This is a genomic window from Klebsiella sp. HMSC16C06 (assembly GCF_001808325.1).
Taxonomy (GTDB): Bacteria; Pseudomonadota; Gammaproteobacteria; order Enterobacterales; family Enterobacteriaceae; genus Klebsiella; species Klebsiella variicola.
Genome location: NZ_KV793029.1, coordinates 135,354 through 150,231, shown reverse-complemented (window position 1 = coordinate 150,231; position 14,878 = coordinate 135,354). Strand labels below are relative to the sequence as shown.

The 14,878-nt window shown below is 57.5% G+C and carries 12 protein-coding genes; 6 read left to right on the top strand and 6 right to left on the bottom strand.

What is annotated here, in order from left to right; all coding sequences use genetic code 11:
* Positions 1–55 precede the first annotated feature (55 nt).
* Positions 56–1,171, top strand: a complete 1,116-nt coding sequence (gene macA, locus HMPREF3142_RS26640; protein ID WP_008805838.1) for a macrolide transporter subunit MacA — start codon at positions 56–58, stop codon at positions 1,169–1,171.
* On the top strand, positions 1,168–3,108 hold the full coding sequence (gene macB, locus HMPREF3142_RS26635; RefSeq protein WP_008805839.1) for a macrolide ABC transporter ATP-binding protein/permease MacB: 1,941 nt from the start codon (positions 1,168–1,170) through the stop codon (positions 3,106–3,108). Before macA ends, macB begins: the two co-directional genes overlap by 4 nt.
* A gap of 66 nt (positions 3,109–3,174) precedes the next feature.
* Here macB and cspD read toward each other — a convergent pair whose 3' ends face one another.
* Complete coding sequence (gene cspD, locus HMPREF3142_RS26630; protein WP_002896516.1) at positions 3,175–3,396, bottom strand: cold shock-like protein CspD; 222 nt, start codon at positions 3,394–3,396, stop codon at positions 3,175–3,177.
* Between the two features lie 325 nt (positions 3,397–3,721).
* Between cspD and clpS the strand changes: the two genes are divergently transcribed.
* Positions 3,722–4,039 (top strand): ATP-dependent Clp protease adapter ClpS, encoded by a 318-nt coding sequence (gene clpS / locus HMPREF3142_RS26625; protein WP_002896520.1) that lies wholly within the window; start codon positions 3,722–3,724, stop codon positions 4,037–4,039.
* 30 nt (positions 4,040–4,069) lie between these two features.
* Complete coding sequence (gene clpA / locus HMPREF3142_RS26620) at positions 4,070–6,349, top strand: ATP-dependent Clp protease ATP-binding subunit ClpA (protein WP_012542332.1); 2,280 nt, start codon at positions 4,070–4,072, stop codon at positions 6,347–6,349.
* Positions 6,350–6,467: 118 nt separating this feature from the next.
* On the opposite strand, the gene infA is transcribed toward clpA, so the two are convergent.
* From infA to trxB, 5 genes are all read right to left on the bottom strand, one after another.
* A complete protein-coding gene (infA, locus tag HMPREF3142_RS26615) occupies positions 6,468–6,686 on the bottom strand; it encodes a translation initiation factor IF-1 (protein WP_001040187.1) in 219 nt (72 codons plus the stop codon).
* A 351-nt stretch (positions 6,687–7,037) separates the two neighbouring features.
* Positions 7,038–7,742, bottom strand: a complete 705-nt coding sequence (aat, locus tag HMPREF3142_RS26610) for a leucyl/phenylalanyl-tRNA--protein transferase (protein WP_008805841.1) — start codon at positions 7,740–7,742, stop codon at positions 7,038–7,040.
* A gap of 39 nt (positions 7,743–7,781) precedes the next feature.
* Complete coding sequence (gene cydC / locus HMPREF3142_RS26605) at positions 7,782–9,503, bottom strand: heme ABC transporter ATP-binding protein/permease CydC (protein WP_023322275.1); 1,722 nt, start codon at positions 9,501–9,503, stop codon at positions 7,782–7,784.
* Positions 9,504–11,270 carry a heme ABC transporter permease/ATP-binding protein CydD gene (cydD, locus tag HMPREF3142_RS26600; protein ID WP_023297318.1) on the bottom strand — a complete coding sequence of 589 codons (1,767 nt, stop codon included), beginning with the start codon at positions 11,268–11,270 and terminating at the stop codon, positions 9,504–9,506.
* 114 nt (positions 11,271–11,384) lie between these two features.
* Positions 11,385–12,353, bottom strand: coding sequence for a thioredoxin-disulfide reductase (gene trxB / locus HMPREF3142_RS26595; protein WP_012542328.1), 969 nt, complete (start codon positions 12,351–12,353; stop codon positions 11,385–11,387).
* A gap of 532 nt (positions 12,354–12,885) precedes the next feature.
* Here trxB and lrp point away from each other — a divergent pair.
* Positions 12,886–13,380 carry a leucine-responsive transcriptional regulator Lrp gene (lrp, locus tag HMPREF3142_RS26590; RefSeq protein ID WP_000228469.1) on the top strand — a complete coding sequence of 165 codons (495 nt, stop codon included), beginning with the start codon at positions 12,886–12,888 and terminating at the stop codon, positions 13,378–13,380.
* A gap of 135 nt (positions 13,381–13,515) precedes the next feature.
* Positions 13,516–14,878: DNA translocase FtsK 4TM domain-containing protein (locus HMPREF3142_RS30035; protein WP_228706488.1), on the top strand; the 1,363-nt coding region annotated here is incomplete at its 3' end.

The window sequence follows — 14,878 nt, the reverse complement described above, 5'->3', positions numbered from 1 at the left end:
CGGGTTTGGATAGAATCACCGTCTGGAGCGGCAGGGAAACAGCAGGAATCGGATAATGAAAGTGAAGGGAAAACGCAGGACAATCTGGTGGTTGTTAGCGATCGTTGTGCTGGGTCTGGCCGTCTGGGGATGGCGGATCCTGAATGCGCCGCTGCCGAACTACCAGACGCTGGTGGTGCGCAAAGGTGACCTCCAGCAGAGCGTGCTGGCCACCGGTAAGCTGGATGCCCTGCGGAAAGTTGACGTCGGCGCCCAGGTCAGCGGACAGCTGAAAACGCTGCACGTCAATATCGGCGATAAGGTCAAAAAGGACCAGTTGCTGGGGGTTATCGATCCGGAGCAGGCGCAAAACCAAATTAAAGAGGTTGAAGCGACGCTGATGGAACTGCGTGCCCAGCTCAATCAGGCGCGCGCGGAGAGCAAACTGGCGCAGGTGACTCTGGCCCGTCAGCAGCAGCTGGCGCAGCGCCAGCTGGTCTCGCGACAGGACCTTGATACCGCGGCCACCGATCTGGCGGTGAAACAAGCGCAGATCGGCACTATTGAAGCGCAAATCAAGCGTAACCAGGCAACGCTCGACACCGCGAAGACCAACCTCGACTACACGCGGATCCTGGCGCCGATGGCTGGCGAAGTGACGCAAATTACCACCCTGCAGGGACAGACGGTGATCGCCGCCCAGCAGGCGCCGAACATTCTGACGCTGGCGGATCTCAGCACCATGCTGGTCAAAGCGCAGGTCTCTGAAGCGGATGTCATCCACCTCAGACCGGGGCAAAAGGCGTGGTTTACCGTGCTGGGGGATCCGCTGACTCGCTATGAAGGCACGCTGAAAGACATTTTGCCGACGCCGGAAAAAGTCAATGACGCCATCTTCTACTATGCCCGCTTCGAGGTGCCGAATCCGCAGGGCATCCTGCGTCTCGACATGACCGCGCAGGTGCATATCCAGCTGGCCGAGGTGAAAAACGTGATTACCATCCCGCTGAGCGCCCTGGGTGACGCGGTGGGTGATAACCGCTATCACGTCCGGTTGTTGCGCACCGGCGAGGTAAAAGAGCGTGAGGTTGCCATTGGCGCCCGCAACGATACCGACGTCGCGGTGGTGCAGGGGCTGGATGAGGGAGATGAAGTGATCGTCGGCGAGAGCGCGAGCGGGGCGGCAAAATGACGGCGCTGCTTGAGCTGCGTGATATTCGTCGCAGCTACCCTTCCGGCGACGGCAGCGTTGAGGTACTGAAGGGGATCACCCTCAGCATCAATGCGGGGGAGATGGTGGCGATCGTGGGTGCCTCCGGCTCGGGCAAATCGACGCTGATGAATATTCTCGGCTGTCTCGACAAACCGACCAGCGGCACCTACCGGGTGGCGGGAACCGATATCGCGCAGTTGAATGGCGATGCGCTGGCTCGGCTGCGGCGGGAACACTTTGGTTTTATCTTTCAACGCTACCACTTGCTGTCACATCTTACCGCCGCGCAGAACGTTGAAGTGCCTGCGGTGTATGCCGGCAGCGAGCGACGGGCACGCCTGGCGCGCGCCCATGATCTGCTGGTGCGTCTGGGGCTTGGCGATCGGGCTGACTATCAGCCGTCGCAACTGTCCGGCGGCCAGCAGCAGCGGGTGAGTATCGCCCGTGCGCTGATGAACGGCGGGGAAGTGATTCTGGCGGATGAACCGACCGGCGCGCTGGACAGCCATTCCGGCGAAGAGGTGATGGCGATCCTGCATCAGCTCAAAGCTCAGGGCCATACGGTCATCATTGTCACCCACGATCCGCAGGTCGCGGCCCAGGCGGAACGGATCATTGAGATCCGCGATGGCGAGATCGTCCGCAATCCGCCCGGCAGCCGCCAGGGCGGTGGGCTGCGCGCCCGTCAGCAGCCGGAACCCTCGGCGTGGCGTCAGTTTACCAGTGGCTTTCGCGAAGCGCTGGTTATGGCGTGGCGGGCGATGGCGGCGAATAAAATGCGTACCCTGCTGACTATGCTCGGCATTATTATCGGCATTGCGTCGGTGGTATCGATCGTGGTGGTCGGTGATGCCGCCAAACAGATGGTGCTGGCGGATATTCGCGCCATCGGCACCAATACCATCGATGTCTATCCCGGAAAGGATTTTGGCGATGACGACCCGCGTTATCAGCAGGCGCTGAAGTATGACGATTTGCTGGCGATCCAGAAACAGCCATGGGTGCGTTCCGCCACGCCGGCGGTATCGAAAAGCCTGCGCCTGCGCGCCAACAATATTGACGTTGCCGCCAGCGCGGAGGGGGTCGGGCCGCAGTACTTTAATGTTTACGGCATGACCTTCAGCGAAGGCAATACCTTTAATGAACTGCAGCTCAACAGTCGGGCGCAGGTGGTAGTGCTCGACAGCAATACCCGTCGCCAGCTGTTTCCCAATAAAGCGAAAGTGGTGGGCGAGGTGATTCTGGTGGGCAATATGCCGGCCACGGTGATCGGCGTCGCGGATGAAAAACAGTCAATGTTTGGCAGCAGTAAAATTCTCCGCGTCTGGTTGCCTTACACCACCATGGCGGGAAGAGTGATGGGCCAGTCGTGGCTGAACTCCATTACGGTACGCGTTCATGAAGGTTATGACAGTGAAACCGCGGAGAAACAGCTGCTGCGTCTACTGGAGCTGCGGCATGGTAAAAAAGATGTATTCACCTGGAATATGGACAGCATCTTGAAAACCGCAGAAAGGACCACACATACCTTACAGCTGTTCCTGACATTGGTGGCGGTGATTGCCCTGGTGGTTGGCGGTATTGGTGTAATGAATATTATGCTGGTGTCGGTGACCGAACGGACGCGCGAAATCGGCATCCGCATGGCGGTTGGCGCGCGGGCCAGCGATGTACTGCAGCAGTTTCTCATCGAAGCGGTGCTGGTTTGCCTGGTCGGTGGCGCGCTGGGGGTCACGTTATCGCTGATGATCGCATTTATTCTGCAGCTGTTTCTGCCCGGCTGGGAGATCGGTTTTTCCCCGCTGGCTCTGCTAACGGCTTTTCTCTGTTCGACGTTGACCGGGGTGCTGTTTGGTTGGCTGCCAGCGCGCAACGCGGCACGGCTCGATCCGGTGGATGCGCTGGCACGCGAATAGAAATAAAAATGCCAGTCAGAAGGACTGGCATTTTATTAGCAGGATGTACACAATGAAGCAAAAGAGTTATGCAGCCGTTTCCGCTTCCACAGGGACGATCACGCTGGCGTGGTTGCCTTTTGGCCCCTGGTGAACATCAAACCGAACGGCTTGTCCGGCTTTTAGCGTTCTGTAACCATCCATCTGGATGGTGGAGTAATGGGCGAAAATGTCTTCGCCGCCGCCCTCAGGGCAGATAAAACCGAACCCTTTGGCATTGTTGAACCACTTAACAGTACCCATTTCCATACTTCGACATCCTTCGTAAATCTTTATAAGTAAGATGGAATGAACCGGTGGTGGAGTTACGAGTTGTTCAATTGCTCGCCAACTCTCGCCACTACAATTTAGAGAAATACGAAAACGCGTCAAGCGATTGAGGAGGGGGAACGGCGAAAAATGCGTCAAAATTTGAAGCAGTTAACGCTATTGCCGGGGAATGTGACAGCCGTCGCGGATAGAAGCGATAGATGATAGTTATCTATGATCTGTTGTAGATTTGTGATGAGCATAACCTCTGGTCATCGACAGGCCTCCGCCTGTTGGCAACAGCAACCGATGATGAACACTGACGATGAGTAAGAGAGATTGGCTGGACTTCGAGCACCTGGTTGACGACGAAGTTCGTGATGCGATTAAACCGCCATCTATGTATAAAGTGATATTGGTCAATGATGACTACACTCCAATGGAGTTTGTTATTGACGTGTTACAAAAATTCTTTTCTTATGATGTTGAACGTGCAACGCAACTGATGCTCACGGTTCACTATGAAGGTAAGGCGATTTGTGGCGTGTTTACCGCGGAAGTGGCGGAGACCAAAGTCGCTATGGTGAATCAGTACGCGAGGGAGAACGAGCATCCATTGCTGTGTACGCTGGAAAAAGCCTGAATACAGGCATGAAAATTGGGGGAGGTGCCTATGCTCAATCAAGAACTGGAACTCAGTTTAAATATGGCTTTCGCCAGAGCGCGCGAGCACCGTCATGAGTTTATGACCGTCGAGCACTTGCTGCTGGCTCTGCTAAGCAACCCCTCGGCCCGTGAGGCCCTGGAAGCGTGTTCAGTGGACCTGGTGGCATTGCGTCAGGAACTTGAAGCCTTCATCGAACAAACCACACCCGTCCTGCCAGCCACGGAAGAAGAGCGCGACACCCAGCCGACGCTGAGCTTCCAGCGTGTGCTGCAGCGCGCCGTCTTCCACGTGCAATCTTCTGGCCGCAGCGAAGTGACCGGCGCCAACGTACTGGTGGCCATTTTCAGCGAGCAGGAGTCGCAGGCCGCTTACCTGCTGCGTAAACATGAAGTCAGCCGACTCGATGTGGTGAACTTCATTTCTCATGGTACACGCAAAGACGAGCCGAGCCAGTCTTCCGATAACAGCGGAAGCCAGCCTGGCAATGAAGAGCAAGCCGGCGGGGAGGAACGTATGGAAAACTTCACCACCAACCTCAATCAGCTTGCTCGCGTCGGCGGCATTGATCCCCTGATCGGCCGTGAAAAAGAGCTGGAGCGTGCGATTCAGGTCCTGTGCCGTCGCCGTAAAAATAACCCACTGCTGGTGGGTGAATCCGGCGTCGGTAAAACTGCGATCGCCGAAGGCCTTGCCTGGCGCATTGTGCAGGGCGATGTGCCGGAAGTGATGGCCGACTGCACCATCTACTCGCTCGACATTGGCTCTTTGCTGGCAGGGACCAAATATCGTGGCGATTTTGAAAAACGCTTCAAAGCGTTGCTTAAACAGCTGGAGCAGGATACCAACAGCATCCTGTTTATTGATGAAATCCACACCATTATCGGTGCGGGGGCGGCTTCTGGCGGCCAGGTCGATGCGGCTAACCTGATTAAACCGCTGCTTTCCAGCGGCAAGATCCGGGTGATCGGCTCCACCACCTACCAGGAGTTCAGCAACATCTTTGAGAAAGATCGTGCGCTGGCCCGTCGTTTCCAGAAGATCGATATCACCGAACCGTCGGTGGAAGAGACGGTGCAGATTATCAACGGCCTGAAGCCGAAGTACGAAGCGCACCATGACGTGCGTTATACCGCTAAGGCGGTGCGTGCGGCGGTTGAGCTGGCGGTAAAATACATTAACGATCGTCATCTGCCGGATAAGGCAATTGACGTCATTGACGAAGCGGGCGCGCGGGCGCGCTTAATGCCGGTCAGCAAGCGTAAGAAAACGGTCAATGTGGCGGATATCGAGTCAGTGGTGGCGCGCATTGCGCGGATCCCTGAGAAGAGCGTCTCCCAGAGCGATCGCGATACGCTGAAAAACCTTGGCGACCGTCTGAAAATGCTGGTCTTCGGTCAGGATAAAGCCATTGAGGCGCTGACCGAAGCCATCAAAATGGCGCGCGCCGGGCTGGGCCATGAGCACAAGCCGGTTGGGTCATTCCTGTTCGCCGGGCCTACCGGGGTCGGGAAAACCGAAGTGACCGTGCAACTGGCGAAGGCGCTGGGTATTGAGCTGCTGCGTTTTGACATGTCCGAATATATGGAACGTCATACCGTCAGCCGTTTAATCGGGGCGCCTCCGGGCTACGTTGGCTTCGATCAGGGCGGGCTGCTGACCGATGCGGTGATTAAACATCCGCACGCAGTGCTGCTGCTTGATGAGATCGAAAAAGCGCATCCAGATGTGTTTAACCTGCTGCTGCAGGTGATGGATAACGGTACGCTGACCGATAACAACGGGCGTAAAGCGGACTTCCGCAACGTGGTGCTGGTGATGACCACTAACGCCGGGGTGCGGGAAACTGAGCGTAAATCGATTGGCCTTATTCAGCAGGACAACAGTCCGGATGCAATGGATGAGATTAAGAAGATCTTTACGCCGGAGTTCCGTAACCGCCTCGACAACATTATCTGGTTCGATCATCTCTCTACCACGGTGATCCATCAGGTTGTCGACAAGTTTATCGTCGAGCTGCAGGTCCAGCTGGACCAGAAAGGCGTCTCCCTGGAAGTCAGTCAGGAAGCGCGCGACTGGCTGGCGGAGAAAGGTTACGACCGGGCGATGGGGGCACGTCCAATGGGACGCGTCATTCAGGACAACCTGAAAAAGCCGCTGGCGAACGAGCTGCTGTTCGGCTCGCTGGTCGATGGTGGCCAGGTGACAGTGTCTCTGGACAGCGCGAAGAATGCGCTGACCTACGATTTCCAGAGCGCGCAGAAGCACAAACCGGAAGCCGCCCACTAAAGCGATGTCTTCAACGTAAAAACCGGCCCTGGGCCGGTTTTTTTTTGCCGGCGGCAGATATGAAAAGACCGGGAATTATCCCGGCCTTCAGCATCTGACGCCTTAAGGGCGAAAACAATCAGCGACTACGGAAGACAATGCGGCCTTTGCTCAGGTCGTACGGGGTCAGCTCAACAGTCACTTTGTCGCCCGTCAGAATGCGGATGTAGTTTTTACGCATTTTACCGGAAATATGCGCAGTTACCACGTGACCGTTTTCCAGTTCTACGCGGAACATAGTGTTAGGCAACGTTTCAAGTACGGTGCCCTGCATTTCAATATTGTCTTCTTTGGCCATCTAGTCCTCTGGGGTATCACTACCGTAGTTTTGAACCGGCAAGATAATGCCGAAGTTCATCATGTAAGTAAAGTTTTACGTATCTACCCTGAATCATTCGCCTTGCCGCAAGGTGCGCAGTCAGCACACCGGCAACGGATATATGACGGGTATGAATCGCCGAAGTAGTTTTGGCGCATTGCCCGGAACACACACGGCTATGCCGCGTGACAGGCGCAAACGTAAAGGGGAGTGACAGAACGATGGGCGTTATCTGACTCTTATTATTCCCAAACGGCGGCGGGGCAACAGGCAGAAGCTACTCTACCGCGCAATTATACCATCCTGACGCAAAATGTGCTGAAAACATTTTTATTGCGCGCCCGGAAATAGCACCCGCGGCACCCAAAATAGCTCGGGCAGGCGGTAGCCGCGTAATACTGACAGGTAGTCAAGATAATCGCGGCGGGGAATATCCACCGCGCCTAATGAGGCGGTATGGTTGTTCAGTACCTGGCAGTCGATTAATTTACCACCACTCTGCGTAAAAGCCTGACAGAATACCAGCAGCGCGGTTTTGGAGGCATTTTCTGCCCGGCTGAACATCGATTCGCCGCAAAACAGCGCCCCCTGCGCCACGCCGTACATTCCACCTACCAGCGTATTCTCTTGCCAGACTTCAATGGAATGGGCATGGCCCAGCTCATGGAGTTGGTGATAGGCGCGAACGATACTGCTGGTTATCCAGGTGCCTTCGTCACGATCGCTGGCGCAGCCTTCAATGACCTCACCAAAGGCATGATTCAGCGTGACGCGATAAGGCGAACGCTGATGAAAACGCTTCATGCTGCGGCTGAGATGAAACTGTTCCGGCCAGAGCACCGCCCGGGGATCGGGCGACCACCAGAGGATCGGGTCGCCCGGAGAAAACCATGGAAAGATACCGCGCTGATAGGCCATCAGCAGACGTGCCGGGCTCAGATCGCCGCCGAGCGCCAGCAGGCCGTTAGGTTCACGGAGGGCGCCTTCCGGGGAAGGGAAGGCGATAGAATGCCGGGAGAGCTGAACCAGACGCATTTTAACCTCAATACGCATCAGCAAAAATTAGATAATAGCCTACAGACGCTGTTTAAACTGGAAGTACCGGCCCTGTTTAGCGAGCAGATCCGCGTGACTACCTTGCTCAATTATCTGGCCGTTGTCCATGACTATTATCTGATTAAAACGCGCCAGGCCCCGCAGGCGGTGAGTCACCATCAGCACGGTTTTCTCGCGCATCACTTCCGCCAGAAGATGCAGGATCTGGCTTTCGGTGGCCGCATCCAGGCCTTCTGTCGGCTCATCGAGCAGCATCAGCGGCGCATCGTGGAGCAGTGCGCGGGCAATCGCCAGCCGGCGCAGTTCGCCGCCGGATAGCTGGCGCCCGCCTTCCCCCAGCCAGCTGTTCAGTCCGCCATCTTCCAGCAGTTTTTCCAGCCCCACTTTCTCGAGGGTCGCGCAGAGCGCGGTATCGTCAGCGTCTGGCGCCGCCAGCAGCAGGTTGTCGCGCAGCGTAGCGCTGAACAGGTGCACGCGCTGCGGCACCACGCTCATCGCCTGACGCAGGGTGGCTTCGCTGAGCTGGGACAGCGGCTGGTCGTTGAGCAAAATCTCTCCCTGCGTTGGATCCCAGGCCCGGGTGAGGAGTTGCAACAGCGTCGACTTTCCGCAGCCGGTCCGGCCAAGAATGGCGATGTGCTCTCCGGCGGCAATCTGCAGGGAGATATTCTCCAGGGCGGGGGAGGGTTGGTGCGGGTAGCGGAAGGTAACCTGGGTGAAGGTTAAGGCCACCTGCGCAGGCACGCTGGCTTCACCCTCGACGAAAGTGACCTCCGGCTGCTGGTCGGTGATCTGCGAGATCCGCCGTGCGGAGGCGATCACCTGACCTAAATGCTGGAAAGCGCCAGTGACTGGCGCCAGGGCTTCGAAGGCCGCCAGGGCGCAGAAAACAAACAGCGCGATCAGCGCCCCTGGCTGGCTGTTACCCCCGATGCCGGCGGACGCCAGCCAGAGCATGGCCACCACGGCGATGCCGCCGATTAATAGCATTACTGCCTGCGAAAGCGCGGTCAGCTCGGCCTGACGGCGCTGTGCGTCCTGCCAGCTGAGCTCGGTCTTTTCCATTTGCGCGCGGTAGCGGTCGCTGGCGTTAAACACCATCAGCTCTGCCTGGCCCTGCAGCCAGGCAGTGAGCTGTTGGCGATACTGGCCGCGCAACTGCGTCATACTTTCGCCGGCTGGTTTACCTGCGCGATAGAACAGCGGCGGCATAACCAGCAGGGTGACCAGCATGATGCCGCCGAGCGTCAGCGCAAGGGTAACGTCGAGCAGGCTTAATCCGCAGGTGACCACTACAATCACCACCAGCGCGCCGACCAGCGGTGAAATCACCCGCAGGTAGAGATGATCCAGGGTATCGACATCGGCCACCACCCGGTTGAGCAGTTCACCCTGGCGAAAGCGCGCCAGCCCCGCGGGAGAGAGGGGGAGTAGTTTGCTGAAGGTGAAGACGCGCAGGTGCTGCAGCACGCGGAAGGTCGCGTCATGACTGACCAGACGCTCGAAGTAGCGCCCGGCGGTACGGATAATCGCCGCGCCGCGGACGCCCGCGGCAGGCAGCATATAGTTAAAACTGTAGATCCCGGCGACACCCACCACCGCTGAGGCGGAGAGGAACCAGCCGGAGAGCGTCAGCAGGCCGATGCTGGCCAGCAGAGTCACGATGGCCAGCACGACGCCGAGCAGCAGCATCCATTTATGGCGTTTATAGAGCGCCAGATAGGGTAAAAGTGCGCGCATTTAAATCTCCTCCTGACGATGGGCCAGCAGCGCCGAGAAGACCCCACCGGCACGGGCCAGCGTGGCGTAGTCGCCTTGTTCGATAATCTGTCCGTCCTTCATGACCCAGACGGCATCCCAGTCAGCCAGTCCCTCGAGCTGGTGGGTGACCAGCAGCGTGGTTTGCTCGGTGGAGGCATGGGTCAGGGCCTGCATCACCCGCTGTTCGCTATGGGCGTCGAGGCTGGCGGCGGGTTCATCCAGCAACAGCAGGCGGCAGGGCACCAACAGCGCGCGAGCAACCGCGATACGCTGCGCCTGTCCTACCGACAGGCGACCCGCCTGATCGCCCACGGCGGTATGGATCCCGTCCGGCAACAGGGCGATAAACTCACTGACCCAGGCTTTATCCAGCGCCAGCCGAAGCTGGGCATCGCTGGCTTCCGGCCACGCCAGCAGCACATTCTCCCGCAGCGTGGCGGCAGGTAGTTGAGGATTCTGTCCCACCCAACTTAACAGGCGGCGCCAGCGATCGGCGTCCAGTTCGCGCAGCTCCGCGCCGTTGACCTTCAGCGAGCCCTCGTAGGGCAAGAAGCCAAGCAGTGTGTTCAGCAGTGAACTTTTCCCGGAGCCGCTCTGACCGACCAGCACAACGCGTGCGCCAGCAGGCAGTGAAAAGTTAAGCGGCCCGGCCAGGACTTTACCTTCCGGAGAGGTGATCACCAGATCGCGCGCTTCCACGCCAATCAGATCGTTATCGTTTAAGGTTTTCTCGCCGCGCTCCACCTGAGTCAATGGGGTTTCCATAAACGTTTTCAGGCTGTCTGCGGCGCCCACGGCCTGAGCTTTGGCATGGTAGAAGGTGCCCAGGTCACGTAACGGCTGGAAAAATTCCGGAGCGAGGATCAGCGTCAGGAAGCCTGCCATCAGCGTGACGCCCGCGCCATAGTGGCCGAAGTTCAGCTCGCCAAGGTAAGAGAAGCCAAAATAGACCGCCACCAGCGCAATGGAGAGGGAGGTGAAAAACTCCAGCACCCCGGAGGAGAGGAAGGCCAGACGCAGGACTTCCATGGTGCGTTGGCGAAAATCCTGCGAGGCGTCGCGAATATTATCGATTTCTGCCTGACCGCGGTGAAAAATACGCAGGGTTTCCATGCCGCGCAGGCGGTCGAGGAAATGGCCGCTCAGGCGGGCCAGCGCCTGGAAGTTACGCCGGTTGGCATCGGCGGCGCCCATCCCGACCAGCGCCATGAAAAGCGGGATCAGCGGGGCGGTGCCGAGGAGGATCAATGCGGCGGCCCAGTTAATCGGGAAAATAGTGATAACGATCAGCAGCGGCACGCAGGCCGCCAGCGTCATCTGGGGCAGGTAGCGCGCATAATAATCGTGCATATCATCGATCTGCTCAAGGATAAGCGTTGCCCAACTGCCGGCCGGTTTGCCCTGGATCCAGGCGGGGCCCGCCTGCTGGAGGCGGTCGAGAACCTGACGGCGAATTTCATAGCGGATATGCTGCCCGGCCTGAAAACCAACCCGCTCACGCAGCCAGACCACCCAGGCGCGCAGCACAAAGACCAGTACCAGCAGCGTCAGCGGCAGCAGCAGGGCGGTTGCCGGAATATTTTCCATCACCATCCGGTGCAGGATCCGCGCCAGGAACCAGGCCTGCGCGACGATCAGCAGACCGCTTGCCACGCCAAGCAGGCGGGAAATCATCAACCAGCGACGGGAGATAATACTTTGCTGTTTTAACCAGCGGGTTAACTCTTGTTGACGGGTTTTATTCATTGCGCGCTTTGCAGGTATCGTTATGGGAATATTGGGCACGGCAATGTTACATCGCGGCAAAAATAAAGGCGACTTTTCGTCGCCTTCTTTACCTTTGTTACTGACTTGTAAAGATTATTTGCAAGCGTCGGCCAAACCGTCCAGGTAACGCTCGGCGTCCAGCGCCGCCATGCAGCCGGTGCCAGCGGAGGTGATCGCCTGACGATAGATATGGTCCATGACATCGCCAGCGGCAAATACGCCCGGGATACTGGTTTGCGTGGCGTTGCCGTGGATCCCGGACTGCACTTTGATATAGCCGTTTTCCAGTTCCAGCTGACCTTCAAAGATGGCGGTGTTCGGGCTGTGGCCAATGGCGACGAACAAGCCTGCCACTTCCAGAGACTCGACGTTGTCGCTGTTTTTGGTATCGCGCAGGCGCAGGCCGCTGACGCCCATCTGGTCGCCGGTCACCTCTTCGAGGGTGCGGTCGGTATGCAGCACGATGTTGCCGCTCGCCACTTTATCCATCAGACGTTTGATGAGGATTTTTTCCGCGCGGAAGGCGTCGCGGCGGTGGATCAGATGCACCTCAGAGGCAATATTGGACAGATACAGAGCCTCTTCAACCGCGGTGTTACCGCCGCCGATCACCGCCACTTTCTGATTGCGATAGAAGAATCCGTCACAGGTGGCGCAAGCTGAAACGCCACGGCCTTTAAACGCCTCTTCCGATGGCAGACCGAGGTAGCGCGCCGATGCGCCGGTGGCAATGATCAGCGCATCACAGGTGTACTCACCGCTATCGCCTGTCAGACGGAACGGACGGTTTTGCAGATCGACGCGGCTGATGTGGTCGAAAATAATTTCCGTTTCAAATTTCGCGGCATGCTCGTGCATGCGCTCCATCAGCAGCGGGCCGGTGAGATCGTTAGGATCGCCCGGCCAGTTTTCCACTTCCGTCGTGGTGGTCAGCTGACCGCCTTTTTCCATCCCGGTGATCAGCACCGGCTGCAGGTTGGCGCGTGCGGCATAGACCGCCGCGGTGTATCCCGCAGGTCCAGAACCAAGGATAAGCAGTTTACTGTGTTTGGCTGTGCCCATGAGATCCCCATAATAATTGGCATACATTGGGCAGAGATTGTAGGGAATTTGTTGTCGTAAAAAAAGAGCACAGCGATTTTGTTAACGATGTGTGCAATAGAAGCGACCGATGAATTGGCGATTTTACCGGCAAAGAATATAACTATTTCTACTGTCAGCGGGACAATTATAAGACGAAAAAATGAGAATCAACCAGGGGGGATGATGAATATCTGGCATCTTGTACTAAAAATCGATGTTTTGCTTTGACAATCCCCTGTGCTTTTGCGAAAACATTCATGGAAGAAGAAAAGCAGTATTTAGCGTGCGGCGAATTTTCATGCACGCAAATGCCATTTTTATCCGGGTTAACGAAATCTACGCATGGTGTGGACAGACGCCATGCGTGATGTCGGTGACTGCCGTCAGGCAACGGGCTTCTCACGTACCCCTGGGTTACCCATTGTCGTACGGGTAATAACAGGATGGGCTCTGGCAGTGAAGGCACAGAGCCGGAACAGGAGTAGGGAAGGAATACAGAGAGACAATAATAATGGTAGATAGCAAGAAGCGCCCTGGCAAAGATCTCGACCGCATTGATCGTAACATCCTGAATGAATTGCAAAAAGATGGGCGAATTTCTAACGTCGAGCTTTCTAAACGGGTGGGACTTTCTCCGACGCCTTGCCTTGAGCGCGTGCGTCGTCTTGAAAGACAGGGTTTTATTCAGGGCTATACGGCGCTGCTCAACCCGCATTATCTGGATGCATCACTTCTGGTATTTGTTGAGATTACTCTGAATCGTGGCGCACCGGATGTGTTTGAGCAATTTAACGCCGCAGTGCAAAAACTTGAAGAAATTCAAGAGTGTCATCTGGTTTCCGGTGATTTCGACTACCTGTTGAAAACCCGCGTACCGGATATGTCAGCGTATCGTAAATTACTGGGCGAGACCTTGCTGCGCCTGCCGGGCGTAAACGACACCCGTACCTACGTGGTGATGGAAGAAGTCAAGCAAAGTAATCGTCTGGTTATTAAGACGCGCTAACACGGAACAGGTGCAAAATCGACGTAGTTTGATTACACTCCTGTTAATCCATACAGCAACAGTGCCGGGGAGACCCGGCGCTGTTGTCCGTTTTAGCAGCAGGCAGGAAACAGCCTGATACCTGGAGAGCCTTTCTTGAGCCAGGAATACACCGAAGACAAAGAAGTCAAACTAACCAAACTCAGCAGCGGGCGCCGACTCCTTGAGGCGATGCTCATCCTTTGCTCCCTCTTCGCCATCTGGCTGATGGCGGCACTACTGAGCTTTAACCCCTCGGATCCAAGCTGGTCGCAGACGGCGTGGCATGAGCCTATTCATAATTTAGGCGGCGCCCCCGGTGCGTGGCTTGCCGATACCCTCTTTTTCATTTTTGGCGTCATGGCCTACACCATCCCGGTCATCATTATTGGCGGATGCTGGTTTGCCTGGCGGCATCAGGAAAACGACGAATACATTGATTATTTCGCCGTTTCCCTGCGCCTCATTGGCGCGTTAGCCCTGATCCTGACCTCCTGCGGTCTGGCAGCCATTAACGCCGATGATATCTGGTACTTTGCCTCGGGCGGAGTGATCGGCAGCCTGCTGAGCACCACGCTGCAACCGCTGCTGCACAGCAGCGGCGGCACCATCGCCCTGTTATGCATCTGGGCGGCCGGCCTGACGCTGTTCACCGGTTGGTCGTGGGTCAGCATTGCGGAAAAATTGGGCGGCGGGATCCTGTCGGTACTCACCTTTGCCAGCAACCGTACCCGTCGCGATGATACCTGGGTCGATGAAGGCGAATACGAAGACGACGATGAAGAGTACGACGACGAAGAGGCGGCAACCCCTCAGGAGTCGCGTCGTGCCCGTATTTTACGCAGCGCGCTGGCGCGACGTAAGCGTCTGGCCGAGAAGTTTACCAACCCCATGGGGCGTAAAACCGACGCGGCGCTTTTCTCCGGCAAACGGATGGATGACGGTGAAGAGGCGGTGCAATACAGCGCCAGCGGTGCGCCTGTCGCCGCCGACGATGTCCTGTTTTCCGGCGCCAGCGCGGCACGTCCCACAGAGGATGATGTGCTGTTCTCCGGCGCCAGCGCCGCGCGCCCTGGAGATTTCGACCCTTACGATCCGTTGCTGAATGGTCATAGTATCGCTGAGCCCGTGGGCGCAGCGGCGGCGGCCACTGCCGCGCCACAGGCGTGGGCTGAATCCGCGGCTGGCCATCAGGGCGCTGCGCCTGCTTATCAGCCGGAAGCGGGTTACCCTCCGCAGGCGTACCAGCCAGAGCCGGCACCGTATCAGCAGCCGGTTTACGATCCGCATGCTGGTCAGCCGGCACCGCAGGCGTACCAGCCAGAGCCGGCGCCGTATCAGCAGCCGGTTTACGATCCGCACGCTGCTCAGCCTGCGCCGCAGGCGTATCAGCCAGAGTCGGCGCCGTATCAGCAGCCGGCTTATGCTCCGCATGCCGGTCAGCCGGCGCCGCAGGCGTATCAGCCAGAGCCGGCGCCGT

Bases quoted from the DNA above. Each gene is read 5' to 3' on its own strand.
- cydC (WP_023322275.1), bottom strand. From the start codon at position 9,503: ATGCGCGCACTTTTACCCTATCTGGCGCTCTATAAACGCCATAAATGG.
- macA (WP_008805838.1), top strand. From the start codon at position 56: ATGAAAGTGAAGGGAAAACGCAGGACAATCTGGTGGTTGTTAGCGATC.
- clpS (WP_002896520.1), top strand. From the start codon at position 3,722: ATGAGTAAGAGAGATTGGCTGGACTTCGAGCACCTGGTTGACGACGAA.
- macB (WP_008805839.1), top strand. From the start codon at position 1,168: ATGACGGCGCTGCTTGAGCTGCGTGATATTCGTCGCAGCTACCCTTCC.
- clpA (WP_012542332.1), top strand. From the start codon at position 4,070: ATGCTCAATCAAGAACTGGAACTCAGTTTAAATATGGCTTTCGCCAGA.
- lrp (WP_000228469.1), top strand. From the start codon at position 12,886: ATGGTAGATAGCAAGAAGCGCCCTGGCAAAGATCTCGACCGCATTGAT.
- cspD (WP_002896516.1), bottom strand. From the start codon at position 3,396: ATGGAAATGGGTACTGTTAAGTGGTTCAACAATGCCAAAGGGTTCGGT.
- cydD (WP_023297318.1), bottom strand. From the start codon at position 11,270: ATGAATAAAACCCGTCAACAAGAGTTAACCCGCTGGTTAAAACAGCAA.
- aat (WP_008805841.1), bottom strand. From the start codon at position 7,742: ATGCGTCTGGTTCAGCTCTCCCGGCATTCTATCGCCTTCCCTTCCCCG.
- infA (WP_001040187.1), bottom strand. From the start codon at position 6,686: ATGGCCAAAGAAGACAATATTGAAATGCAGGGCACCGTACTTGAAACG.
- trxB (WP_012542328.1), bottom strand. From the start codon at position 12,353: ATGGGCACAGCCAAACACAGTAAACTGCTTATCCTTGGTTCTGGACCT.